We start from the raw sequence: 24530 nt of genomic DNA on the forward strand, positions 1-24530 counted from the left end.
ACCCACCGAGAGCCCGGACCACCACGGTCCGGGCTCTGGTGTTTCACCCCGGATGTCTGCAATGCTTTGCAGCAAGATCCGGAAAAGGCCGCGCAACGCCGCGCGCGCCCGAGCCGGGACGACGCCGCAAGGAGCCGCCATGACGCGCCATCCGAACGTGCCCAGACGCCTGCTCGCCGCCCTCACGACCTTCGCCACCGCGCTCACCCTCGGCCTGGTCGCCAGCGCGGCCGCGCCGACGGCGGAACGGGCCGAGGCAGCCACTCCGCCGCACGGCGACGGGGACGTCATCCTGAACCTCTTCCAGTGGACCTGGGACTCCGTCGCCGCGGAGTGCACCAACGTCGTCGGACCGGCCGGGTTCGGCTACGTCCAGGTCTCCCCGCCGATGGAGCACATCCGCGGCACGCAGTGGTGGACGTCGTACCAGCCGGTGAGCTACCGCATCGAGTCCAAGCTGGGCACCCGCGCGGAGTTCGCGAACATGGTCGCCACGTGCCACGCGGCGGGCGTCGGCGTGATCGCGGACGCCGTCATGAACCACATGGCCGGAGCCGGCCAGTCCGGCACGGGCGTGGCGGGCACCCAGTTCTCGGACGACAACTTCGCCGGCACCTACAGCGCCCCCGACTTCAACGACTGCCGCACCAACATCTCCGACTACACCAACCGCTATCAGGTGCAGAACTGCCGCCTCGTCTCGCTGCAAGACCTGCGCACCGGCTCCGACTACGTGCGGAACCGCCTTGCCGACTACCTTGACGACCTCGTCTCCCTCGGCGTCGACGGGTTCCGGATCGATGCCTCGAAGCACATCCCGGCGTCGGACCTGGAGGCGATCAAGAGCCGGATGAACAACCCGAACGTGTACTGGTTGCACGAGGTGATCGGCGCGGCCGGCGAGCCGATCCAGCCGTCGGAGTACCTGGGCAGCGGCGACTCGCACGAGTTCACGTACGCGCGCCGGCTCAAGGCGGAGTTCGACGGCCAGATCAAGAACCTGCGCTTCATCGGCGACGGCGCGCTGCCGTACAACCGGGCGGGCGTGTTCGTGGACAACCACGACACGGAGCGCAACGGCGAGTCGATGAACTACAAGTGGGGCGCCAAGTACATCCTGGCCAACACGTTCCTGCTGTCGTGGCCGTACGGGTCGCCCACCGTGTACTCGGGCTACGAGTTCTCGAACAACGACGCCGGCGCGCCCGGCGCCACCGAGACCTCCGTCCCCGACGCGACCTGCGGCGCCGGACGGTGGACCTGCACGCAGCGCTGGACGGAGGTCCGCGGCATGGTCGGCTTCCACAACACGGTCTCCGGCACAGAGGTCACGAACTGGTGGGACGACGGCGGCAACCTCGTCGCCTACGGCCGGGGCACCCGCGGATACGTGGTGCTGAACAACACGGCGTCGACCGTCCAGCGCTCGTTCCAGACGTCGCTGCCCGCCGGCACCTACTGCGACGTCGTCGCGTCCGCGAACTGCTCGGTGACGCGGACGGTCAACGGGGACGGCTGGTTCACCGCCTCGATCCCCGCCTACGGGGCGCTGGCGATCCACGTGGGCGGCAAGCCCTGACGGAGTGGCCGGGGTGAACACGCTCGCGGGGGTGCGTTGCGCTGAGTAGATCCTGTCTACTCGGCGCAACGCACCCCCGCGAGGTGGCGATCAGGGCGAGAGCCGGACGCGGGCCGAACCCGCGCCCGACCCACGTCGGTCCTCAGCGAAACAGCCGCCGTGCGCTGCCCAGGTCGAGGAAGACCGTCTCACCGGTCGCGTCCTGCACGCCGTCGTTGTCGGTCACCGCGTACGCGCGGCCGTCGCCGCCGATCGTGAAGCCCTCGAGCTTCTCCTGCGTCCAGCCGTTCGTCGCGCGCAGCGCGGGCAGCACGTCGATCGCGAGCTGCTTGCGCAGCACCGGAACCGTCCCCGGACGCGGGTCCCGCTTCGGCAGGTCCACCGTGTAGACGGCCTTGAGGGCGGCGGCCGGGCCGTTGAGCTTGTCCCGCTCGATCACGGCGAGCGTGTCCCGGTCCACGACCGTGACCTCGGACAGGCCCACCCAGTCGCCGTCGGCGGTGGGCGCGGACAGCGGGTAGCCGAACCAGGTCCACTCGCCGGTCTCGACGTCGTACCGCCCGATGCGGGCGTAGCCGCCCAGGCCGTCGTCGGTGGTCAGGCCGCGCTGCAGCGCGACGAACAGGTGCTCGCCGGCGCGGTCGACCGTCCCGGCCACACCCTCGATGCCCCACTTGCCGAGGCCGGCCGCGACGTCGTCGGGCAGGCTGACCCGCTCCTGGACGCTGCCGGACGGCGACACCCGCACCAGCGCGTTCTCCGCACCGGTCGCGCCCTCGACGCCGAGCCAGAACCCGCCGGCCTTGCCCCGGACCGCGGGTCGCGCCCAGATGCCCTCCGCGTCCAGGCCGACGGGCTCGCCGTCCTCCGTGACGACGATCTCGCGGTCGATCACCGCGGGGGCGTCCTCGGTGCCGCGGGGTCCGGCGGTCGAGACGGAGAGGATCGACGTCGGAGACTTCGCGGCGTCGGTCACCGTCCACAGGCGGTCGCGCTTGCCCGGGTCGGCCGAGAGCGCGCCCAGCGCGGTCCAGCCGATCGGCTTCCTCTCGCCGCCGAGCCGCACGTCGGCGGAGACGATCGACGGGAAGGCGCTGGTACCCGCCTCCTGCGCGTACCGGTACCCCTTGCCGAAGATCGAGACCGATGCGCGGACGCCGTCCTCGGCCGAGTCCTCCTCCGAGGAGACCACGAGCAGGTTCCGCGACGGGACCGTCACGAGTCCCTCGGGGCCGTTGGTCGTGGCCAGCACCTGGACGAAGCGGGGCCGCGACGCGCGGGACACGTCGTAGACGGCCACGAAGTTGGACCGCTCGGAGCCGACGAACGCGTAGCGGACGCCGTCGAGCGTCGCGACGGTGAGCCCCTCGATCTCCACGCCCTTCTTGCCCGCGCGGTCCTCGTTGTGCAGGCCGACGCGGACGGCGAGCTCCTCGACCTCGGCGCCGGCGTCCCAGACGACGTCGCCGGTCGTGGCGTCGAAGACCGACCAGCCGCGCGTGCCGCCCTTCCAGTCGCCCTCGTTCGCGGTGGCGACGTGCTCGTCGTCGATCCAGCCGATCGCGTCGGGCTCGCGCGGGGCCGCCTCGATCGAGCCGGTCTGGTCGATCGCCCCGTCGTCGTCGGCGTCCACGCCCTCCAGCGCGACGTCGCCGGCGGTGAACACGTTCTCGAGCTCGCCGGACTCGACGTCCAGCACGGCGATGCCGTTGTTCTCCTGCAGCGTCACCGCGACCTTGGTGTCGGACGGGTTGATCGCCACGTACTCCGGCTCCGCGTCCTGCGGGGTGTCCAGGCCGGCGGCCGCGAGCACCGCCTCGTCGAGGGTGACGGGCCGCACCTGCCAGGCCGCGGGATCGGTGCCAGGGAGGTCGACGAACTGCAGGAATCCGGCGGGCGCCTGCGGCAGGTCGCCCTCCTCGCCCTCGCCGGTGTCGGGCAGGGCGTCCTCGTCGCGCTGGTTCTCCATGGCGATGACGGCGTGGGCGCCGTCGTGCGTGACGGCGATCGAGTCGGGCTGGCCACCCAGCTCGATCGACCGGACCCGGGTGCGCGTCGCGAGGTCCACGATGTCGAGGCGGCCGGACGGCGCCGTGAACGACGTCGAGCTGTCGACCACCACGAGCACGTAGTCGCCGACGACGGCGACCGACGTCGGCTCGTCGTGCTCGGAGCCGAGCTCCGCGAGCGACAGGGTGCCGAGGCCCTGCGGCGCGGCGGGGTCGCTGATGTCGACGAAGCCGATGCGGCGCGCGGCGGCGTCGGTGTGGACGAGGGTCCTGCCGTCCTCGCTGACGGCGGAGATCTCGGCGACCGTCGCCTCGGCGGGGTCGGTGCCCGCCGGAACGTTCTGGAAGACGGGGTAGGTGGCGAGGCGGTGGAACGTCTCGCGCGGGCTGGTCCAGCCGGTCGAGACGCCCAGTGCGCCGGCCGAACCGTTCGAGACACCCGTCTCTGCGGCACCGGTCAGCGGGTTGGCGAGCGCGGGGAACGCACTCAGACCGAGCGCGAGAGCCGCGCCCGAGGCGATGAAGGCCGCATGGCGGCGGTGAGGAGACACGCTGGGCACGGTGACGCGATGCGGTGTCGGTGGGTTGGCGCGGGGATGTCCCGCAGGTGAACTTCCCCGCGCTGGTTCGGGGCCCGCGCCGATAGGCTCGGCGGCGTGACCGTCCTCGCCGAGCTGCGCGCCCTGCTGCGCCTGCCCGGGTTCCGCAAGCTGTTCGCGGTGCGCCTGGTCTCCCAGGCCGGCGACGGCATGTTCCAGGTGGGGCTCGCCAACCTGTTGTTCTTCAGCCCGGAGTCGCAGGGGTCGGCAGCCGCGATCGCCGGGGCGTTCGCGGTGATGCTGGCGCCGTTCACGGTGGTGGGCCCGTTCGCGGGCGTGTTCCTGGACCGCTGGCAGCGACGCCAGGTCCTGGTGTACGGCAACGCGGTGCGCGTGCTGCTCACCGGCACGATGGCGGTGCTCATGCTCACCCAGGGCGTCACGCCGACGATCTACGTGCTGGGACTCGCCGCCCTGAGCGTGAACCGGTTCCTGCTCGCCGGCCTCTCGGCGGGCCTGCCGCGGGTGGTCCAGGGCGACCTGCTGCTCACGGCGAACGCCCTCACGCCGACGCTCGGCGCGGGGGCCGCGTTCCTCGGGGGCGGCCTGGGCTTCCTGCTCGGCTTCGCGATGCCAGCGGGCCGGGCCCACGATGCGACGGCGCTGGCCTGCGCGGCCGTCGTGATGGGTTGTGCCTCGCTGCTCGGGCTGCGGATGTCGCGCACGCTGCTGGGCCCGCTGCGCCCCGCCGTCGGCTCCATCCGCAACGAGCTGGTGGTGGTGGCCCGCGGCCTGGTCGACGGCGCCCGCTACCTGGCCGCGCGGGGCACCCCCGGTCAGGCGCTGCTCGTGATGGCGCTGCACCGCTTCCTGTACGGGGTGGTGTTCATCGCGTCCATCCTGATGTCGCGCAACCTCCTGGCCGATCCCGGCGACTCCGCCGCCGGCCTCGCGACGTTCGCCACGGTGATCGGCGCCACCGGCATCGGCGGCGGGCTCGCGATCCTGTTCACCGCGGCGCTGGCCCGGCATATGGCCCCGCAGTCGTGGATCGCGGTGATGCTGCTGGCGGCCGGGTTGTCGCAGCTGATCCTCGTGCCCGAGCCGGGCTTCGTCACCGTGGTCACCGCCGCCGGGCTGCTCGGCCTGGCGGCGCAGGGCGCGAAGATCGCCGTCGACACGATCGTGCAGCGGGACTCCGAGGACGCCTACCGCGGCCGCGCCTTCGCCTTCTACGACGTCCTCTACAACGCGGCCTTCGTGGGCGCCGCGGCCCTCGCGGCCTTCCTCGTGCCCGACGCCGGATGGTCGCCGGGACTGTTCTCCGCCCTCGCCGTGGGGTACGTCGCCGCGGCGATTCTGTTCGGTCTGCGCGCCTCTCGCACGGCTTCGCTCGTCCGGCAACCGCTAAGCGGGTGAATTCGTGGATGAGGTCCGGTCTCTAGAGCCGAAGATGCCTGTTTTGCCGCTCGAACGGTGCAAGGATTGAGGCTAGTTACCTACAGGGAAGGCTCCCGTTCATGTCCGACGCACCCGCTGTCACCCCTACGCCCACCTGGGGTGAGGTGTTCCCCTGGTTCCGCGAGGTCATGGCTGAAGACGACGCTTGGTACGTCGGCCGGGTCGACAGCAAGACCGATCTCGGTGTCGCGCGCCTCGCTGATGCGGCCGTGACCCGTCTCAAGCCGCTTCCCGTCGGCCGGCTCTTTCCCGCAGTGCGGCGGGTCGAGCGGCTCGACGACCTCACCTGGCCCAAGCACCGGCTGCTCAACGCCCTGCACCGCGGCGGCTGCTTCACCGGCGACGACCTGTCCTACATGGTGATCGCAGAGATGCTCTCCTGGGAGTCCGTCGGCCCGATCATCGTGAAGCAGATCCTCGAAGTCGTGGCGCTCGAGGAGATCCGGGCCAGCTCCGCCAAGTAGCTCGAACGGGATCTCGGCCACGGCAGATCCCAGTCGTCGCGGTCCTGGATCACGACACGGCCCGGCTCCTGGTCACGACACGTCCTGGTTATGCCTCGGCGGCGACGACGGCGTCCGCGTCCGGTGGCGCGGCGGCCGCAGCCAGGCGGCGGGCGGCGACAACCGCGAGCGCTGCGGCGCCCACCGTCAGGAGCCCCTGCAGGATCTGCACGGCCGCGTACCCCCAGCCGAAGACGGCCAGCGAGCCGAACGCCCCCAGTATCCCCAGCACCCCGACGACGGCGGCCAGCAGCGCACCGATGCGCCGCGCCATGGGCGACGCCCAGCCGAACAACACGGCCGCGGCGACCACAAGCAGGTTCAGCGCCGCGGTCAGCAGCAGGGATCCGATCATCCCGGGTAGCGGACCTCCGTAGGACAGCACCGCGATCAGGGGCAGCGCCACGCTCGCCCAGAGGGTGTGGACAACGGCCCCGACCAGCGCGACGACCAGGCCCGTGCGCCGGGCCGACCGCGGGTCGCTGAGGAGCAGGGCGAGCAGCGCACCGGCTCCTACGACACCCAGGACGAGCACCGCGACCAGGGTGCCGAGGATCAGCTCTGGCCGGGCGCCCAGCACGAGCTGTACCACCACCGTGCCGAGCTGGAACAGCAGGTGCACGCCGGCCACGACGGCCGCCGCGACCAGGAGCGGCCGCGCGCGGAGTGCCACCGCGCCGACCGCCAGCACGACGGTCGCCATCATCGCGGCGTTCTCCACCACGAAGACCACGTTGTCCACCGTGAAGCCCAGTTCGAGCTGCGCCCCCGGGATGAACACCCGCAGGGGCACCGATACCCACGCCGCGACGGCGAGAACGATGATGCTGAGCGCGGCGGGCCGCCGGCCGGCCTCGGGCATGAAGTCCATGACGCACACTCTCCCAGGAGCCACTGACACTGTGGTGGCCCGCCGGCGAACTCCCGGCGTCGGACCTCGCCGTCGACCTGGCGGCACGCTGTGGATAACGTCGGGGACCCGGTCCCGGGGCGTGGAACCATGGACGGGTGCCCACGCCGATCCCCGCCCCGCGCCTCCACCCCGCGGCCATCAAGCTGCTGGTGGGCAGTGGCGCGTACCAGCGCGGCGAGGACTACCAACGGCAGGGCCGGGTCATCTCGTGGGAGTGGCTGCCGGACGACCTGCTGCTCATCTCGTGGGTCCGCGGCAGCGGCCGCAGCACCTACTCGTGCTCCATCGAGTTCAGGGCCGACAAGCCCGGGCCGCCCGTCGTCGTCGGCTCTGACTGCACCTGCCCCGTCGGGTCCGCGTGCAAGCACGTGGCGGCGACCCTCATCGAGTCGGGGTCGGACGGGCCGGCCTCGATGGTCCGGCCGGCGTCGTCGCTGGTCCGGGCACCGCAGGTCCCGGAGTGGAAGGCGGCGGTGCAACGGCTCGTGCCCGCGGCCGCCGGTCTGCCGGCGGACCCGTCGGCAGACGACGCCCAGGCGGAGCTGGCCCTGCAGCTCCGGATCGACGGCACGGCCTCGGCGCAGACCCTGTCCCTGTCGATGCGGCCGGTCCAGCGCAACGACCGAGGCGCGTGGGTCGGCGGCACCGCCTCCTGGAACTACATCCGCAACGGGTTCCTCCGCGGCGTCGACCCCCTGGTCCGGGAGTGGTTCACCACGATGGACGCCCTGCGCGCCACGAGCCCGCACGGCTACGGATACCTCAGCACGGGCGACTGGATCAGCCTGGACGATGTACTAGCCCGCCCGTTCTGGCACCACCTCTCCGCCGCCGCTGACCTCGGCATCAGCCTCGTCGGCAAGTCCAAGCGCGAGTCCGTCCGCCTGGCCCGCGAGGCCTCCGTCGCGATGGACCTCTCCCTGCCCGACGGCGGCGCGCGCCTCGCGCGGACCGTCGCCTTCGACGGCGTGGTCACCACGGCGACGTCCGTCGGGCCGCTGGGCCACCACGGCCTGTTCGCGGTCGAGGAGTCCCCCTCCGGCCGCACGATCACCCTGGGCCCGACCGCGGCGCCGCTCACCGATCAGGAGCGCGCGGCGGTGCTCCTGGCCGACGTCGACATCCCGGCCGACGCGGTCGACGAGTTCCTCAAGGACTACCTGCCACGGCTCCGCCGTGAGGTGCGCGTCCGCGCCGAGGCCGGTGTCGAGCTACCGGAGCTGCCCCGTCCGCAGCTCGTCGCTGCGGTCGAGGCGGTCTCGGCGGCCGAGATCAGCGTGACGTGGCGGTGGGCCTATCCGCCGTCGGACAAGGAGTACCCGCTCACCACGGCGCTGGAGGCGGGCGCTGACCTGCGCGACCTCGCGGCGGAGGCCGCGACCCTCGGCCGGACCGTTGCCGCGGTGCGCGACATGCCGGGCTTTGGTCACTTCCGGGTGGCGCCGGAGGTGTTCCGCGGGCTGCAGGCGATGGACTTCGCCACCCTGGTGCTGCCCGTGCTCCGGAAGCTACCCGACGTGCGCGTCGAGGCCGACGACCTTCCCGAGTACCGCGGCCTCGAAGCGACGCCCGTGGTCAGCATGCGCGCCACCGACAGCGGCGACATGGACTGGTTCGACCTCGGCGTGACCGTCGCCGTCAACGGGCGGGAGATCCCGTTCGGGCCGCTGTTCGACGCCCTCGCCAGGAACCAGCGGCGGTTCATGCTGACCGACGGCACGTGGGTGCGCACGGACCTGCCAGTGTTCGCGAAGCTGCGGGGCCTCATCGAGGAGGCGCAGCGGCTCTCGGACCAGCCGGGCAAGCTGCGGATCAGCCGGTTCAACGCCGGCCTGTGGGCCGAGCTGGAGGACGTGGCCGACATCGTCGAGCAGTCCGACCGGTGGCGGCGCTCGGTGAGCGATCTGGTCGCGCTGACCGCGGACGGCGTCGACGGGCCGGAGCCGGTGCCGCCGCCCCTCGGCCTGAAGGCCGAGCTGCGGCCGTACCAGCAGCACGGCTTCGAGTGGCTCACGTTCCTGTGGCGGCACGGGCTCGGCGGGATCCTCGCCGACGACATGGGGCTGGGCAAGACCGTCCAGACCCTCGCCTTCATCGCCCAGGCCCGGCAGGAGGCGCCGGAGCGGCCTGCGGATCTCCGCGAGGTGCCGGGGCACGGCGGGGAAGCCTCCCGGCGCGCGGGTGGCACCGGTCTCAGTGCCTCCGCGAAGCACCGCGGCGAGGCAGAAGTTTCGCGCGGTGAGCACGGCGGCCGCGCGCCGTTCCTGGTGGTCGCGCCCGCGTCGGTGGTGAGCAACTGGGCCGCGGAGGCCGCACGGTTCACCCCGGACCTGAAGGTCGAGCTGCTGCCGACCACTGCTCGGAAGGCAGGTACGACGGTCAGGAAGGTGGCCGAGGGGGCGGACGTCGTCGTGACGTCGTACGCGGTCTTCCGGCTCGACTTCGACGCGTTCGTCGACGTCGGGTGGAGCGGCCTGATCCTGGACGAGGCGCAGTTCGCCAAGAATCATCAGACGCGCGCCAACGAGTCGGCCCGCCGGCTCAAGGCACCGTTCAAGCTCGCGATCACGGGCACGCCCATGGAGAACAACCTCATGGAGCTGTGGGCGATGCTCGCGATCGTCGCGCCGGGACTCTACGGATCGGCGGCCAAGTTCCGCGAGGACTACGTCAAACCCGCTGCGGGCGAGGGTGACTCGGCTCCGCTGCTGGCACGGCTCCGCCGTCGGATCCGGCCGTTGCTGCTGCGCCGCACCAAGGAGCAGGTGGCGCCGGAGCTGCCCGAGCGGCAGGAGCAGGTGCTCCGCGTGACGCTGGACGCCCGGCACCGCCGGATCTACGACACCCATCTGCAGCGCGAGCGGTCCCGCCTGCTCGGGCTGCTGGACAGCTTCGACGAGAACCGGGTGGCCGTGTTCCGCGGGCTGACGACGCTGCGCCGCATGGCACTGGACGCCTCCCTGGTGGACCCCGAGTACGACGGCGTGGCGTCGGCCAAGCTGGGTCTGCTCGCCGAACACCTGCTGGAGGTCGCGGCCGAGGGACATCGTGCGCTGGTGTTCTCCCAGTTCACGTCGTTCCTGGCCATGGCGGCGGAGATGTGCGCGTCGCTGGGGATCCCCTATGAGTACCTCGACGGATCCACCACGCGGCGGTCCGAGGTGATCGGCCGCTTCAAGGACGGGTCGGCGCCAGTGTTCCTGATCAGCCTCAAGGCGGGCGGGTTCGGGCTCAACCTGACCGAGGCCGACTACGTCTACCTGCTCGACCCCTGGTGGAACCCCGCCACGGAGGCGCAGGCGATCGACCGGACGCACCGGATCGGGCAGACGCGGAACGTGATGGTGTTCCGACTGGTCTCGGAGAACACCATCGAGGAGAAGGTGATGGCGCTCAAGGAGCGCAAGGCCCGGCTGTTCGACGCCGTCCTGGGCGACGACGCCGGCGCGTTCGCGGGAGCACTGGGGGTCGAGGATATTCGGGGGTTGCTGGAGGGATAACACTCGGCTCTTGCGCGCCGTTGGTCGATCCTGCCGCGACCTGTCGTTCGTCCAGTTTCGCCAGCAGGCGCTTGGGAGGCTGGTCGCCTCGCCGACAGTCGCGCAGGCCTCGGTCCGGCCGGCGTCGGTCGTCGTTCCGTCCGTCGTCCGCTGACCGGTACGTTTGCCCTCGTGTCTCCCGTGGCTGACCTGATCGGGGCTGTCGCCAGCCTGCTGTGGCCCCTCCTCGTCATCGTCGTGCTCGTGGTCTTCGGCAGGCAGCTCCTGTCCAAGCTGAGCGACTCCGAGGACGTGACCCTGGAGATCGGCGGGCAGCGCCTCAACTTCAAGCAGGCGACGGACCAGCAGTCCGACATGATCACGGACCTGCAGCGTGAGGTCGCGTCGCTGAAGCGGCGGCTGGACGACGTCGGGCGGGACTTCCGCGAGCACGCCGTGGAACTGTCGCCCAACGGGTACGCCGACCGTCAGGGAGGCAACGATGGGCTGCGGCCGATCGAGACCCCGGACGCCGTACCGACGGAGCCCGAGGACGCTGAACACAGCGAACCCGGCCAGTTTTTCCGGCCGGACCGCTGGCAACCGACGCAGACAGTGCCCGGTGGGCAGGCTACGACGCCGCGTCCGACACCACGTTCGATCCTCTGGGTCGACGACCACCCCGAGAACAACGCGATGCTCGCGGAATCGTGGCGACGCGACGGGGCCGACGTCGAGACCGCGCGCTCGACCAACGAGGCGATGCGCCTCCTCGGCGGACGCTCGTACGGGCTGATCATCTCGGACATGGGCCGGCTCGAGTCCGGCGTCGACGTGCCGGACGCCGGACTGCGACTGCTGACGCAGGTCCGGGCGAACGACGCGACGACGCCGTTCGTGCTCTACGGGAACGTCGGGCCCTTTGCCGAGGCGGCGCTGGCCGCAGGCGCCTCGCTGGTCACCGACTCGACGTTCGAGCTGGTGGAGTTCGCGAGCGGGCTGGGGACGTTCGCCGGGGCGTGAGGTCGTGCACCGCGCGACTCACCCTCTTGGGGAGTGCCGCGGATGATCCGCGTCTGATGAGGTGTACTCATGGACCCCGCCGAACATGCATTGCGTACCAGCATCATCTCGTGGGTCAACGAGCGCGCCGAAGCCAACGGAGGCTTCATCCACCGTGACGACCTGCTGGACTTCTGGATCGACGGTCAACGGCTCCCGATCATCGACTACTCTCGCGGCATCCGAAATCCAGCGGCCTTCGAATCGACCTTGTCGATCGTCAGTACCGCTGACGGACCTTATGACGATGCAGAGTCCGACGATGGACTGCTTCACTACGCCTACCGGGACGGCGACCCTTGGACCGGGGACAACCGCAAGCTCCGCAATGCGATGGACACTGGCGCGCCCTTGATCCTGTTCCGGAAGGAGGTGCCGAAGATCTACACGCCGGTGGCTCCGGTGTATGTCGTGGACGACTACCCGGAGGAACGCACCTTCGTCATCGCGCTGGACGAGGCCTTCACCTCCAGGACGGACGCGGAGCAGGACCCCGAACCGGAGCGCGAATATGCGCGCCTGCTCGTGAAGCAACGGCTCCATCAGCCGGCGTTCCGCACGCGTGTCCTCATCGCCTACGAAACCCGATGCGCTGTGTGTGAGCTCAAGTACGGCGCCCTGCTCGATGCGGCACACATCGTTCCGGACTCGGATGAGCGTGGCATCCCAACCGTGAACAATGGACTCGCGCTCTGCAAGATCCACCACGCCGCCTATGACCAGAACATGCTCGGCGTCACGCCCGACTTCGAGGTTCGCATCGCTGCGAAGCTCCTCGAGGAGACTGACGGCCCGATGCTGAAGCACGGACTGCAGGAGATGCACGGCCGCCACATCCAGCTGCCCAAGCGCCCCGCTGATCATCCGAGCCGCGATCTGCTCGCCTGGCGGTACGAACGGTTCGGGGTTCATGCCTGAGGGCGAGACCTCGACTGCGCGACGGACAGAGCATGACTGGCTCGATATCGGCTCCGCGGCAGATCGACCGCCGCGCGAAGTAGACCCGCCTGGCCTGAAGGCACGATGATCGCGCGACTGGCCGTCAGTCCCGAATGATCGCCTGCAGTTCCCCGATCCGGATCTGTGCACTGTTGCTCTGCGGGGGAACCTCGATCCGGCCGGACTGACCACCGCCCGTCCACTCGACCACCCAGTAGGCCGTACCTGTGAGGGTCAGGGTGCCCGGTGTGTTGTTCAGATCGGCCCCGAAACCACAGGTGGGTGACGGCTCGGCGCTGTTGCGGCCGTCGTACGCTGTGCCCCGTGCGTTGGCGCCGTTGCACGTGATCGCACCAACAATGGTGCCGTCAGCGGCGGTCAGGGTCCACTCGATCCGGTCGAGCGTCCCGGTTGCGCTGACGACCAGGCCGCCGTCGCTCGCCGAACTCTCGATCGGGCCGGTCGTGTTGTTGGCGGGATTAGCGACCCAGAGCCAGATCGGAAGCCCGATCGCTCCTACGGCGTTTGGGTTGCTGGTTGACACCGGTGGGGTGGAGCCGATCTGGCCCATGGAAAGGTTCATCGCGGCGACGGCCCGGCGCGCGAGTTCTTCGGCAGACGGGCCAGCCGGGGCCGGAGCGGTTGGGCGCCAGTAGACAGCGTAACCATCGCAATCGGCTGGTGGCGTGTCGTTCTCCGCACATTCGGGCGGCGTACACTCCACTAGGAACCCATCATCGTGGCCCTCCCAGTCGTTACCATCCTGAGGATTGTCAGAAAAAATGCGCTCGTAGCAGCGTCCATTCCAGGAACCGTACGGCGAGGAGCACGGGATCTCCTCGCCCTGGAACTGGCAGATCTGCGGGCCACCTTCGCCACCAACGGGGGGGTCCTCGTTTCCACCACCGCCGCTACCTCCGTCATCTTCGCACGGGATAACAACGCCGTCCGGCAAGGTTATGGGGATACATTCACTAGCGATCGCATCCGACACCGGAGCGAGCGCAAAGAGTGCAGTCGCCACAGCGATTCCCGATAGCGCCAGGTCTCGGCCCATCTTTAGAGCAATTCCCGGCCTCAGCATGCCTGCTCCGGGTGTGGAGTCTCGACGTTGATCGTCCAAGCAGTGTCGGGGCCCTGATGCCGAATCAGATAAGAGAACAAATATCGGCTAGGCGCACCCTCCTGACGAGCGATTCGATCCCCGTTCTTATCAAAGTTGCTAACCGCGCCGAAATCTACACATGCTGACAACCCCACGGATTCGAAGCCATTATCGTTCGGCTTGTAATCTGTAACATCTGAACCGACCACCTTGGCGGCGCCGGTCGTGTATCGACCCTCGCGAGCAAGCTGCTCGAACGCGTCGCCAGTAGGTCCCCAGATGTCCGGGTTTCCCCAGAACGGCAAGAGCCTGCTTTCCCAGTCTTGGTACCCGTTGTTCGCCACCTGTGCCGTTGTCGCGTAGTACTCGACCAAACGTGCCTTCGCGTCGGCGATGTTCTTTGCTCTGAGCTGCGCCGGTGTTGTCGGCGAGGGGGACGGCGTCGGAGACGGCGGAGGCGAGGGGGTCTCAGAGGCCGAAGCCGAGGGGGACGATGAGTCCTGGCCGGGGATCGCACCTTGGACCGTGTCCGGCTCGAACACTCCCGATCTCACGACCGCGAAACCAGCCACCGCAATCACTGCGACCCCGATGAGGACGGCGATCGTGCGCGTGGGCGTGATGGCGGACGAGACCATCGGGCAGCTCCCTCAACTTCGGGCAGAACTCAGTGAACACGGCCGTAAGCAAGGGTGCGCCATATCGGTCTTCACGGCAAGGCGCTGGAGTGATAATTCACAACATCCAACCAACAGTGGTCAACGAAGGGTCTCTTCTCTGACATGGGCTAGTCATGATCGAGATCGGGAGACCCGTTCCTTCGTTGCGTATATGCAACTCAGGTGGCGGATGATGCGATTACTCTACACACTTGACGCATGACACTTCTGACCGCTCCATCCGAGTCCACCTTCGGGACCGGTGGCTGATGAGCATCTTCGAGCGCACCGACTTCCGCCCTGAGGGGTTCGAGGACGTCATCGGTGAGATGGTCGACTCTATCCGCCGCAGCTTCGCCGGCATCGTCGTCGACCATCTTGAGGACCTCCTCGCGATGCCGCACCGCCAGATGTGCCTGGTCGACCGACACGTGAATCTCATGGAGGACGAGCGCGACTACACCGTCGACCTGCTGCTGTTCCATGTGATCCAGATGCGCTACATCGCCATCCAGGTCCAGATCGGTCGCTTCGACCCAGCCCTCGTCGCCCGTGCGCGCTACACACTTCAGCTCGTGGACGATCTCGTCCGAGTACCCAGTGCCCACGCACCCACCGTCGGCGTGCTGCTCTGCACCGACGCCGCCGCGGACCAGCAGCCTGGCCCCGTGGCCATCACCCTCTACGACGGCCTCACTCCCGCCGAGCAGTCCGAACTCCCGCTCTCACTCGAGCTCACCGCCCTGATCGACCGCTGCCTCGACACCACCAATATCCGGTCCGCCGATCCCAACCCCAGCTGAGGGACCGCCTACTCGCCGTACAGGTCCTCGACGAGTCGTGCCCTCGCCTCCAGGATCTCCAGGCTGCCCGACGCCGACACCGTGGTCCCCTCTCCCGCCACGTCACGCCACGTGGGTTCGCCGGCCAGTCGGAACTGACCGTGCCACGTGGTCGTGAGCGAGATCGTTGCCTCGCCCTGCTCCGCGTAGGCGTGCGCGATCGTGTGTGCCGGATAGGGCGCGCCCGGATCGGTGGTGGTGAAGGGCGCCGACCCGTCGCCGAAGTCCCACGAGTAGCTGCTTGGCACCGCTCGGATTTCGACCGGAATGCCGAACAAGTTGGTGCTCATCGTGCGGGGAGTGGCATCGGTGAAGGCGATGGTGTCGACGTTGACGAGCGTCCAGCCGTCCGGCGGCTGCACATTCACCTCCGACGGCGCGATCTGCATCTCCCGGAACGCGCGAGCCGCGGCCGCTGGGATGTCGATCTGCTGGCGACGCTCCGCCAGGCAGGATTCCTCCTCGACCAGTTCGGCGTCCGACCATCCGCCCGACTCACGGCGCTGTTCGAACAGCGCACCGACCGCCTGCTCGTTGTCCTCGCACTCGATCCCGGCGTAGGCGAGCTGACGGCCTTCGGGGCAGGATTCGGCGAAGACCGTGGCACCGTCGAGATCTCGCAAGAAGCACATAGCGGGGGTAGTGCGCCATTGGCGAATGGGTGGAGCCGCTACGTTAGGCTCCAAATAGCCCGCCGGGGCTTGAGAGCCAGCCGAAGGTGACGGAGCGACGGCTTCCACCGAGATCTGATCGTGCTCTGAGGTTCCACTGAACGTCGGTTGCTCATCGGGCGATGCACCCGCGAGAGCCAACGCAACTGCAACGGTCACGGCACTGACCGTGCTCATTGCTCGGGCCTGGGCGCGATCCCGACGATCGTCCAGCGATCGTCCTTCCGACCTACTTCGACACGATGCTCCGACACCTGAGCCTCAGCCGACGAGATCACAGAACCGTTGGCGGCCAGCGTCTCTGATGCTTCTTGCCTGACTTCAGCGTCCAGTGGGTAAATCCCGGTCAGATCATCTTGGAGGTACTGCTCGAGAACCTTCACCTCGGTCTCTCCCCCCTCGTATTTCTGATCTCGGTCGCGAATTCGTGTTGCGTCTTCGAGCGCTTGTTGGCAGAACCCGCACGCCCGATGCGACATCGCCTCGAACTCCTCGGTGTCCCCCGTAGCCATCACATACGGGTAGAGCTCGATGAAGTACTCCGCCGCAGCCGCCGCGCCCTCCGCGTCGTCGCGGTCCATCGCGGCCGGCCGCTCCGGCTTCGCCGGTGGCGACACCGAGGGCGACGGGCTCACGGATATCGACGGTGACGGGTTACCCGTCGGGGAGACGGTGTTGTCACGATCCGGCGTCGAGCCGGTACATGCCGTCAGCGCAAAGCTGACCGCCACGACCAACCCCGCCAATCTCATCGCCGCGCCAGCCATCCGCGCCCCTGCCCCTCATGCCCCCGTCGTTGCGGATACGCAACGAGACTCCACCGTTGCGGATACGCAACGACCGAGAATGACGCTAGCCGGGCCCACACGATCCGGAAAGTGGGCCCTGTGGAAAACTCAGCCGTGGGTGGCGGATCCTCGCTTTGCTCTACAGGCTTGTTGGCATGAGGAATCACCGATCACCATCTCCACTAATGCGCGAACGAGCGTGTCCGAAATGAACAGGTACACCGCGATCGCCTTTCGCGACGAGCGCCAGTGGACCGTCCGCGCCCTCGGCGTCCCTGGCGCCGTCACCCGGGCCACGTTCCTGGAGGACGCCGAGGCCGCCCTAGGAGTCCTGCTCGCCCAGCTCACCGGCGAGGACGCCGGCAGCTTCGTCATCGACCTCGCACCCATCCCCGGACCGGGCGGGTTCGACTAAGAGCCTTCTGCGCAAACGACCTCCGGCCGATCAGAACGAAGGCCGACAGCGTGAAGGCCGACAGCGTCAAGCAGGAGATACCCGGACGCGATGTTGCTGTGAGTAGCCCTCGTCGACCCACAGCAACACAGCCCCGGGAGCAACTGTTTCCAGAGACCCGAACCACAGCCCGCACCAACGAAGCCGCCTTACCGCCCCGTGCGCTCCCGGCGTCGCTCCTGTTCGTCCACCTGCGCCAGCAGCTCCTCGGTGTCCGGCTCGGGCTCCATGGCGAGCTGCTCCAGGTGGTCCCGCAGGCGATCAACGAGCCGCCCGACCGCATCCCGCCGCCCGGAGGCGATCTCCGCGCGGATGCCGTTCCGCCACGACCGCTCGTCCACCGGATCGGCCAGGCGGCCCACCTGCGAGGCGTGCCGCGCCATCGCCACGTCGCCGGAGAGCAGCGCACGCCGGGCCACCTCGTGCGAGACGTCCACCACGCCCGACGAGATCGTGTGCATCAGCTGCTCCGCCCACGCATACTTGCGCAGCGGCACGCCCTCGAACGGCTTGCCTCGCACCAGGTCCAGCGCGGCCAGCAGGTCCGCCGTCGGCGTCTGGGTCAGGTCCGAGCCGACCAGGTCGCAGAACCGGTGCCAGTCTGTGGTGACACCGCGCAGCCGGTAGCCGGCGGACTCAAGGTCGGCCTGGCCGCCGTCGTCCGTGGACCAGTAGCGGGGCAGGTACTCGTGGCCCGACGTGTCCACCCCCAGCCAGCGCCGCGCACGCGAGACCGCGGAGCGGCGCGTCGCGAGGTTTGGCTCACGGGACGGCCACAACGCCTTCGAGATGTCCGAGCCGCGCGAACCCGGGTTGAACGCCAGGAATGCGATCAGCTCGGTCGCCTGCCGCTGGTGCGTGGAGGGCAGCTCGACACCCGTCGCACCGGCGAGCTCCACGCTCCCCAGCACTCGCACCACCGGAGGAGCCGCCTCGGCAGGAGCGGCCACCGGAGCCGTCTCGTCCGGCCCCGCACCCGTCCCGGCACCCGGGACGACGGGCGTGCCGAGGGGAGGTGTCGCCACGCTCACGGCTGCCTTAGCCCACGGCGCGAACCTGTCGGACTCTTCGCCGGACTCCGCAGAGCCCCCGGCCGCCCCTGGCAGATAGCCAGGCGCCGGCGCAAGACCCGCCGTCTCACCCACCATCTCCGAACCCGCCACGCCCGAACCCAGCAGGCCCGAGTCCAGCACTTCCGAACCCACCACAACCTCCGAATCCGCGGCACCAGCGCGGACAGCACCCATGGGGATCTCCTCCAGCGACGGTTCAGCGCGGTCGATCGAACGGCTCCACTCGGGGCCTGCCGCGGTCTCGGGCTCCGCCAGCAGGGCAAGGGCCTGTGCATAGGTGGCGGTGTCGAGCTGCTGTGGACGCACCGCGACATAGGCCGGCGTGAGGATGCCGCGAGTGGTGTCGCCGTTGGTCAGCTCGCCGGTCAGGTCGAGCACCCAGTCGCCGACCTCGGCGCTCGACGTCACGGCGGCGATCCCCACGCCGGGTACCCGATCGACCAGACGCTCCAGCCTCGTGCGTTCCGCCAGGCCGAGCCGCTCGCCCACCAGCAGGATCTCCGGCGTCCAGGCGTCGGTCGCCAGCCCGCGACCCCGCGCGTCGGCTACCGAGGTAGCGCCCACCTGGGCGAGCGTGCGGTCGACGTCGGACGCACGCGCCTCCAGCTCGTGGAGGATTCCCTCGAGGCTGGGGACGTGCCGCACCCGGCCCGTGTCGACCACGCCGGGCAGCTCGCCGAGGGTACCGACGACGGTGACCTGCAGGTCGTCCGCCCACAGGCTCGTCGCCAGCTCAACCGCGAGCGCCGCGAGCGTGGCCTGCGCCGCGGCGTCCGTACCGCGGATGTCGAGGCAGGCGAGGTTTTCGAGGTCGAGCATGAGATGGGTGTCCTCGTCGTCGTGACCGATGGTGACGAGGGCCGGGTAGGGTGCCTCGCCGTCCGCGGTCCCGGCGGGACCCTCCGTCAGCTCGCCCGAACCGACCTGCGCCGCCGCGCCGGCGTCGCCCGCCGCCAGCTGCCACACGAACCGGTCGGTCGTGCTGGCCCACGGCTCGGGCAGGTTGGCGGGGCGGTCGAGGTACAGCTCGACGAACTCACCGCTCTTCAGCCGTGCGACGCGCACACCCGGCAGCGACAGCCCACGCTCACGGTGCCAGAGCGCGAGGCCGCGCAGTGCGTGGTCCATCTGGGTGCGCCCGAAGGGGTCCTCGACCGTGTGCAGGTCGCGCTCAAGCGCACCCGCCGGGGTCTCGGGGCCGGGCACGACGATCGTCTCGCCCGGCTCGCGCCCCTTTCGCGCCCGGCGCCGCTTGACGGCGACCAGCGTGAGCAGCCCCGCGGCAAGCAGTCCGCCGACGCCGACGGCGGTGCGCACCCCGACCGACTCGTCGAGGTCGTCACCGAGGTCGGAGACAACCTCGACCGCCGTGTCCAGCAGGGACTCGTCGCCCCCCGTCGCACTCGGCGCGGCCGTACCGGCGGCGGTCACGATGCCGGCCTGGGCCCCCGTACCCGCCGAGGGGTCCTGACCGGCGTCGCCAGAGCCCTCCCCGGCCGCACGGCCCGCGGCCCCCGCCGCAACGGCCGGGGACGCCGAGCCCGACGGGGACGCCGCAACAGGCGGAGACGACTCGACGGGAACTTCCGGAACGCCCTCTTCGACAACCGGCTCGTCGCCCGCCACCACGTCGCCTGCCACCGCCTCGGGCGAGACCTCCTCGGTCACCGGCCCGCCGACGGAGGTCTCCTGGACGTCCGACTCCGGCGTGGTCTGCCCGGGCTCCTCGGTCGACGCACCGCGATCCGTCGCCGCGTCCCCGGACGCCAGATCGCCCCAGGTCGTACCGCTCTCGGACGGCGCCTCCTCGGCAGCGGGCACGTCGGGCTGGTCCTGCGGCAGGAGCTCGTCGGCGATCAGCCCGGCCCCCGGAGCCGACTCGTCCAGCGAGCCGCCCTGCGGCGTGGACCCGTTCTGCTCCAGGTCGGGCTCGTTCTCGAGGTCTTCGGGCGTGACCTCGTCGTACTGCGGCCCCGGGGTCTCGCGCGGTGCCGGCGGAGCCTCCGGAACGAGGTTGCCCTCCGCCGTCTCCTCGGGGGCGGGCTCCTTGGCACCGGACCCGCCGAGACCCACCGATCCGGTCGCGGCGTCCGCCGGGTCAGGCTCGCCAGCCCCGTCCCGCCGCGCACCATCCTGCCGCGCGCCGCCGTCCGCCCCGGCGTCGGATTCCTTCGGGGGCGCCTTCTGCCCCACCCGGCTCTGGTCGACGGCGGGAGCCTCTCCGGCGGGCCGTTCCCCGGCGGGCTGCTCCGCCGACGGCTCCTCCTCGACGACGTCGTTGCCCGCGCCGCCCCCGTCCGGCTCGACCGGGTCCTCCGGCGCCCCCTCGGTGGGCGGAGCGGTCTGCTCGGGAACCTGCCGGTCGGTCGGGGTGGTGTCGGAACCGTCGGCCTCGGGCGTGGACCCGTCCCCCGCGGAAGGCCCGGCATCCTCGCCGCCAGGCTCGTCCGCACCCGGCGACTCCTGCCCGGCGCCATCGCCACCGGCCGCGCCATCGGCACCCGCACCGTCGTCAGCGCCCGCGCCACCGGCGCGCCCGCCGTCGTCCCCGGTGCCCGACGGTGCCGCCCCCGCCCCCGGGACGGTGATGGTCCAGCCCGGGTAGATCAGGTCGGGATCGGTGAGCCGACCCCCACCCGGCTGCTCCGTGGCACGCGACGCCTCGAACACCTCCGGGTACTTGGTCCCGTCGCCGAGCTCCTCCTCGGCGATTCCCCACAGCGTGTCGCCGGGCTCGACGACGACCTCGGCCGCGCCCGCGCCGGGATTCGTGACGTCAACCGTGTCAGCCGACCCGCCGGCCCCATCGCCGGTCCCGCTGTTCGGGGCCCCGATGTCCACAGGCGCGTCCCCGGCGTCGGCCGCGCCGCCGTCGCCCGACGCACCGGCCGGCAGCCGCAGCACCCAGCCGGGCTCGATCCAGTTCCCGGCGTCGAGCGCGCGACCGTCGGCCTGCCGCACGCCGTAGTTCAGGTCCGCGATCTGCTTGAACCGCGCGCCGTCGCCCAGGGTCTGCTCGGCGATCCGCCACAGCGAGTCGCCCGGCTGCACGGTGTACGTGGCCGGCGGCGCATCGTCGGCCACCGCCGGCTCCTCCGCCTCCTCAGCCATACCGCCGACGCCGGTAGGACCCGCGACTCCCGGCAGGACCGGCGCCGTCACGACGGTCTCGGTCTCACCGGTCTCGACGGACGTCGTCGCGGCCGCCGCTGGCGACACCGAGGGCGCGGCGACGAGCATCGTGATCACCGCGCCGACGAGCGCCGCCGCGGCCCGCTGCTGTGCCCCGAGCCCGCGCACGTGCGGCGAGCGCCGGCCCCCCAGCGCCGCGACCACCTCGATCACCACGGCGACGGCGAACGTCAGCCAGCCGACCCAGCCGACGATCTTGACCAGCCCGATCAGCACGGAGCCCGTCACGTCGGGGCTGCTCAGCGTGGAGATGATCCGGTCGAGACTGACGGGACCGGTCCAGATCGGTCCGCCGAGCACCCACAGGCCGACCGGGATCCCGACGACGAGCGCGACCAGCAGCAGCGCCGCACCCAGTCCTCTCACCACGCGTGCGCCAGTGCCTCGCTGCGGCGCGCCGGGCTCACCGGTCACCGCACGTCCCTGGACCGTCGAGGTGCTCATCAGGATTCCTCCTGTCCTATCCCGCGGACCGCCCGCGCCTCGGCGTCGGCCGTGACACTGAGCGAGCTGATTCCGATCAACCTCAGGAACGTCGTCTGGTACGTGACCTCGGTACCGACGCTGACGGCGGCGCCGTTGACGGCGGTCACCCCGCCCTGCACGCCCAGCGCGTCGAGGGTGTCGGCGGCGGCCTGCGTCGCGCGCGCGGGATCCACCTCGGGCGGCAGGCCGAGCTGCGCGCGGTCGATCCGGATCTGCTGCGCGGCGGCCCGTGCCGCCTGGTCGGCCGCGTACTCGGCCGCGTCCTCGGCGTGCAGCCGCCCGCCGCCGTCGACCACCAGGCCGATCGCGATGATGAGCGCGGGCACCATGCCTGCCGCGAGGATGTTCACCTCGCCGCGCTCGCGCGCCGCCCGCCTGTCCGACGGCGACCCCGCCGCCGTCCGCCTATCCGACGGCAACCCAGCCGCCCACCGGCCCGACGGCCACCCCGCCGTCCGCACACGCCACACCCAAATCCGCCTGACCCCCCTGGTCATGACCGCCCCCGGTACGCGTCGAGCACCGACGTCCCTGTCGCGCTGATCGTGCGCGAGCCCGGTGCGCCCGGCAACCCGAGGTCGCGCAGCGGCACCACGCACTCGACGTACACGGTGATGGTTCCGACGGTTCCGAGCGGCAGGGCGAACGCGTCGGTCGTCGGCATGACCCGCGTCGATGCACAGCTCACCCCGGAGTTCACCAGCGTCGACGTCGCCGTCGACGTCGCCTGGATGCCCGCCATGCTCGCCGTCCGGCTGATCGACGCCGCCCGCGCGGCCTCGTTGGCCGCCGACTGCACCACACCCTCCGCCAGCACCAGCCGCCCGGCCATCACGAGCAACAACCCGATGAGCAGCAGCACGGGAAAGATCACTGCCGTATTGATCGCGACGTTCCCGGCCTCGTCCGACTCCCTGCCAACCCCACCAACGACGTCGGCGCGGTCCGAACGGAGCCTCGGAGCGGGCAAGGACCTGCGCGCCGATGTATCTGTTCCCGAAGTGGAGGGCCCCTTGGGGCCCGTGAACGCATCGGCGCGCGGATCCTTCCGCACACTGAGACGCACGCGACCAGAGCGACCGACCCTCATGGCCCCACCACCGCCGACGTGAACCGCTCCACCGGCCCCGTGGCCGACTGCTCCACCCGCAGCCCGCGAAAACCGGGCACGATCGACGGCGCCAGCCCGATCACGGTAGCGGTCGCCATCTCCTCCCCGCGGGTGATCGACACCCGGACCGTCGCGAACGCGTCGCCCCCGCGAGCGAGCCGCGCGGCGGCCTCCGCGTAGCCCGAGTCGATGCTGCCACCCTCGACGCGTGTGGCCTGGACCGCCCCGTTGGCCACCGACTGGGCGGTGTTCTGCGCGTGGAAGTACAGCACGCCCTGCACCATCGCGAAGATGAGCATCAGGACGATCGGATACGTGAGGACGGTCTGGAGCGAGGCGGCACCGCGTTCGTTCATCCCATCGTCCCCTAGCCCCCGTCGCCGAGCTGCGCCATGTACCGCTCGACGAGGCCGCGGATCGCGACGCCGAGCGCGACGGCGATCCCGAGGCCCACGACGGACAGCACGACGACCTCGATCGACTCCAGCCCGGCCTCGTCCTCGCCGCGCGCGGCGAGCCGGCGCCGCAGCTCGGCGGAGCGCTCCGCGAAGCGGGTGTTCAGGGCGTCCAGGTGGGCCCGCGCGGCGGACGCGCGCAGCGACGCTCGGGCGGCGGCACGCGACACCGCCGCGCGGCTCTGGCTCAGGTGCTGGTTCATGGTGACTCCCGGGGTGCAGTCTTCTTCAAACAAATGGGTAAGAAGCGGCTCGTGTGACACCGCGATGTCACTGGGGGCGAACCGGTTCAGGGCGCAGTCTGAAACATAGTGACCCCGATGGGGAAGATGAGCATCAAAAAGTACACAAAAACAGTCATGGTCCCGGGCACGGTCATGCGCACCGTCGCGTCGTGCGCGAGCTGCTGCTCGACGTCGAGCTGCGCGTCGCGCATTGCCGCCGCCTTCGACTGGAGCTGGTCGTGGATGGCCGAGCCCTGCGTGCCCGCGAGCTCCACGATGGCGGCGACCTCGCCGAGGGCGTCCACCTCGACCTCCTTGCCGAGATCGCGCAGCGCCACCCACGGCGGCTGGCCCTCCCAGCGGCTCCGTTCGAGCGCCGCGGCGATCCGCCGGAACGGCCACGACCCGGCGACCTGCGCGGCGGCGAACGTCGCCTGTGTGGCGCCGGCGCCGGAGATGCGCTCGATCGCGAGCAGCTCGAGGTAGGTCGACACGGCGCGGGAGAACTCCTGCCTGGCCCGCCTGGCCTTGGCCCGCGCGTCGAGGTCGGGCAGGAACCAGGCGCCCAGCGCGAACACGAGCGACGCCCCGAGCGGCACCGACACGGGCATCCCGAGGTTCAGCAGTCCCACGCACAGCCCGAGGAACGGCACGGCGACCAGCACGATCACCGTGCCGAGCGCCTTCTCGCCGTAGTGGTCGGTCGCGGTCTTGCCGATCAGGTCGAGGTCCGCGCGCGACGGGCCGCCGCGACCCAGCACCGCGAGGGGCAGCCGGCGCTGCGCCCACGCCCCGAACACCTGCGTGTACCGCTGGGTGGCGGTCAGCTCGCCGCCGTCGGACACGGTGATGGGCTCTACCTTGTCCTCACCGCTGAGCCGGTCCAGCGCGGACTGGAGTCCCGGCGTCGACGGCAGGAGCTCGCGCACCACGAGGAACAGGCCGAACCCCGCGACCAGGCCGGCACCCACTGCCCATGGCCACAT

20 protein-coding genes are annotated in these 24530 nt (G+C 70.5%); 8 read left to right on the forward strand and 12 right to left on the reverse strand.

Annotation, left to right across the window (positions count from 1 at the left end):
* Positions 1–139 precede the first annotated feature (139 nt).
* Positions 140–1579 (forward strand): alpha-amylase, encoded by a 1440-nt coding sequence (locus AC0QU1_RS26170; RefSeq protein WP_483573568.1) that lies wholly within the window; start codon positions 140–142, stop codon positions 1577–1579.
* 142 nt (positions 1580–1721) lie between these two features.
* Here the strand turns inward: AC0QU1_RS26170 and AC0QU1_RS26175 are convergent, their stop codons facing one another.
* Positions 1722–4139, reverse strand: coding sequence for an esterase-like activity of phytase family protein (locus AC0QU1_RS26175; protein ID WP_483573569.1), 2418 nt, complete (start codon positions 4137–4139; stop codon positions 1722–1724).
* A gap of 105 nt (positions 4140–4244) precedes the next feature.
* Here AC0QU1_RS26175 and AC0QU1_RS26180 point away from each other — a divergent pair, with 105 nt between their 5' ends.
* Positions 4245–5546: an MFS transporter gene (locus AC0QU1_RS26180; protein ID WP_483573570.1), complete on the forward strand. Its 1302-nt coding sequence runs from the start codon at positions 4245–4247 to the stop codon at positions 5544–5546.
* Positions 5547–5647: 101 nt separating this feature from the next.
* The gene (locus AC0QU1_RS26185) at positions 5648–6052 is read left to right on the forward strand and encodes a hypothetical protein (RefSeq protein WP_483573571.1); all 405 of its coding nucleotides are present in this window, start codon (positions 5648–5650) and stop codon (positions 6050–6052) included.
* Between the two features lie 88 nt (positions 6053–6140).
* Here the strand turns inward: AC0QU1_RS26185 and AC0QU1_RS26190 are convergent, their stop codons facing one another.
* Positions 6141–6962, reverse strand: a complete 822-nt coding sequence (locus AC0QU1_RS26190; RefSeq protein WP_483573572.1) for a hypothetical protein — start codon at positions 6960–6962, stop codon at positions 6141–6143.
* Between the two features lie 137 nt (positions 6963–7099).
* Between AC0QU1_RS26190 and AC0QU1_RS26195 the strand changes: the two genes are divergently transcribed.
* The 3 genes from AC0QU1_RS26195 (at position 7100) to AC0QU1_RS26205 (ending at position 12463) form a co-directional block, all read left to right on the forward strand.
* A complete protein-coding gene (locus AC0QU1_RS26195; protein WP_483573573.1) occupies positions 7100–10504 on the forward strand; it encodes a DEAD/DEAH box helicase in 3405 nt (1134 codons plus the stop codon).
* 171 nt (positions 10505–10675) lie between these two features.
* Complete coding sequence (locus tag AC0QU1_RS26200) at positions 10676–11506, forward strand: response regulator (protein ID WP_483573574.1); 831 nt, start codon at positions 10676–10678, stop codon at positions 11504–11506.
* 69 nt (positions 11507–11575) lie between these two features.
* Positions 11576–12463 (forward strand): HNH endonuclease, encoded by an 888-nt coding sequence (locus tag AC0QU1_RS26205; RefSeq protein ID WP_483573575.1) that lies wholly within the window; start codon positions 11576–11578, stop codon positions 12461–12463.
* Positions 12464–12587: 124 nt separating this feature from the next.
* Here AC0QU1_RS26205 and AC0QU1_RS26210 read toward each other — a convergent pair whose 3' ends face one another.
* Together AC0QU1_RS26210 and AC0QU1_RS26215 are read right to left on the reverse strand one after the other, a co-directional pair.
* Complete coding sequence (locus AC0QU1_RS26210) at positions 12588–13508, reverse strand: hypothetical protein (protein ID WP_483573576.1); 921 nt, start codon at positions 13506–13508, stop codon at positions 12588–12590.
* 53 nt (positions 13509–13561) lie between these two features.
* On the reverse strand, positions 13562–14227 hold the full coding sequence (locus AC0QU1_RS26215; protein WP_483573577.1) for a hypothetical protein: 666 nt from the start codon (positions 14225–14227) through the stop codon (positions 13562–13564).
* Between the two features lie 290 nt (positions 14228–14517).
* Here AC0QU1_RS26215 and AC0QU1_RS26220 point away from each other — a divergent pair, with 290 nt between their 5' ends.
* The gene (locus AC0QU1_RS26220) at positions 14518–15051 is read left to right on the forward strand and encodes a PDDEXK nuclease domain-containing protein (RefSeq protein WP_483573578.1); all 534 of its coding nucleotides are present in this window, start codon (positions 14518–14520) and stop codon (positions 15049–15051) included.
* Positions 15052–15059: 8 nt separating this feature from the next.
* Here AC0QU1_RS26220 and AC0QU1_RS26225 read toward each other — a convergent pair whose 3' ends face one another.
* Both AC0QU1_RS26225 and AC0QU1_RS26230 read right to left on the reverse strand, forming a co-directional pair.
* Complete coding sequence (locus AC0QU1_RS26225) at positions 15060–15920, reverse strand: hypothetical protein (RefSeq protein WP_483573579.1); 861 nt, start codon at positions 15918–15920, stop codon at positions 15060–15062.
* Between the two features lie 14 nt (positions 15921–15934).
* Entirely contained in the window at positions 15935–16528 is a 594-nt protein-coding gene (locus tag AC0QU1_RS26230; RefSeq protein ID WP_483573580.1) for a DUF6318 family protein, read from the reverse strand.
* A gap of 229 nt (positions 16529–16757) precedes the next feature.
* Between AC0QU1_RS26230 and AC0QU1_RS26235 the strand changes: the two genes are divergently transcribed.
* The gene (locus AC0QU1_RS26235) at positions 16758–16964 is read left to right on the forward strand and encodes a hypothetical protein (RefSeq protein WP_483573581.1); all 207 of its coding nucleotides are present in this window, start codon (positions 16758–16760) and stop codon (positions 16962–16964) included.
* A gap of 188 nt (positions 16965–17152) precedes the next feature.
* Here AC0QU1_RS26235 and AC0QU1_RS26240 read toward each other — a convergent pair whose 3' ends face one another.
* The 6 genes from AC0QU1_RS26240 to AC0QU1_RS26265 all read right to left on the reverse strand — a co-directional run bounded on the left by AC0QU1_RS26240 (position 17153) and on the right by AC0QU1_RS26265 (position 24530).
* A complete protein-coding gene (locus AC0QU1_RS26240) occupies positions 17153–21712 on the reverse strand; it encodes a LysM peptidoglycan-binding domain-containing protein (protein ID WP_483573582.1) in 4560 nt (1519 codons plus the stop codon).
* Complete coding sequence (locus tag AC0QU1_RS26245) at positions 21712–22104, reverse strand: pilus assembly protein TadG-related protein (protein WP_483616345.1); 393 nt, start codon at positions 22102–22104, stop codon at positions 21712–21714. Before AC0QU1_RS26245 ends, AC0QU1_RS26240 begins: the two co-directional genes overlap by 1 nt.
* Before the next feature lie 143 nt (positions 22105–22247).
* Entirely contained in the window at positions 22248–22628 is a 381-nt protein-coding gene (locus AC0QU1_RS26250) for a TadE/TadG family type IV pilus assembly protein (protein WP_483616347.1), read from the reverse strand.
* Positions 22629–22840: 212 nt separating this feature from the next.
* Entirely contained in the window at positions 22841–23221 is a 381-nt protein-coding gene (locus AC0QU1_RS26255) for a TadE family protein (protein ID WP_483573585.1), read from the reverse strand.
* A gap of 11 nt (positions 23222–23232) precedes the next feature.
* The gene (locus tag AC0QU1_RS26260; RefSeq protein ID WP_483573586.1) at positions 23233–23523 is read right to left on the reverse strand and encodes a hypothetical protein; all 291 of its coding nucleotides are present in this window, start codon (positions 23521–23523) and stop codon (positions 23233–23235) included.
* A gap of 86 nt (positions 23524–23609) precedes the next feature.
* Entirely contained in the window at positions 23610–24530 is a 921-nt protein-coding gene (locus AC0QU1_RS26265; protein WP_483573587.1) for a hypothetical protein, read from the reverse strand.

Source organism: Promicromonospora noduliphila (assembly GCF_056951025.1).

Bases quoted from the DNA above. Each gene is read 5' to 3' on its own strand.
- AC0QU1_RS26260 (WP_483573586.1), bottom strand. From the start codon at position 23,523: ATGAACCAGCACCTGAGCCAGAGCCGCGCGGCGGTGTCGCGTGCCGCC.
- AC0QU1_RS26255 (WP_483573585.1), bottom strand. From the start codon at position 23,221: ATGAACGAACGCGGTGCCGCCTCGCTCCAGACCGTCCTCACGTATCCG.
- AC0QU1_RS26170 (WP_483573568.1), top strand. From the start codon at position 140: ATGACGCGCCATCCGAACGTGCCCAGACGCCTGCTCGCCGCCCTCACG.
- AC0QU1_RS26265 (WP_483573587.1), bottom strand. From the start codon at position 24,530: ATGTGGCCATGGGCAGTGGGTGCCGGCCTGGTCGCGGGGTTCGGCCTG.
- AC0QU1_RS26215 (WP_483573577.1), bottom strand. From the start codon at position 14,227: ATGGTCTCGTCCGCCATCACGCCCACGCGCACGATCGCCGTCCTCATC.
- AC0QU1_RS26190 (WP_483573572.1), bottom strand. From the start codon at position 6,962: ATGGACTTCATGCCCGAGGCCGGCCGGCGGCCCGCCGCGCTCAGCATC.
- AC0QU1_RS26220 (WP_483573578.1), top strand. From the start codon at position 14,518: ATGAGCATCTTCGAGCGCACCGACTTCCGCCCTGAGGGGTTCGAGGAC.
- AC0QU1_RS26230 (WP_483573580.1), bottom strand. From the start codon at position 16,528: ATGGCTGGCGCGGCGATGAGATTGGCGGGGTTGGTCGTGGCGGTCAGC.
- AC0QU1_RS26235 (WP_483573581.1), top strand. From the start codon at position 16,758: ATGAACAGGTACACCGCGATCGCCTTTCGCGACGAGCGCCAGTGGACC.
- AC0QU1_RS26205 (WP_483573575.1), top strand. From the start codon at position 11,576: ATGGACCCCGCCGAACATGCATTGCGTACCAGCATCATCTCGTGGGTC.
- AC0QU1_RS26185 (WP_483573571.1), top strand. From the start codon at position 5,648: ATGTCCGACGCACCCGCTGTCACCCCTACGCCCACCTGGGGTGAGGTG.
- AC0QU1_RS26240 (WP_483573582.1), bottom strand. From the start codon at position 21,712: ATGAGCACCTCGACGGTCCAGGGACGTGCGGTGACCGGTGAGCCCGGC.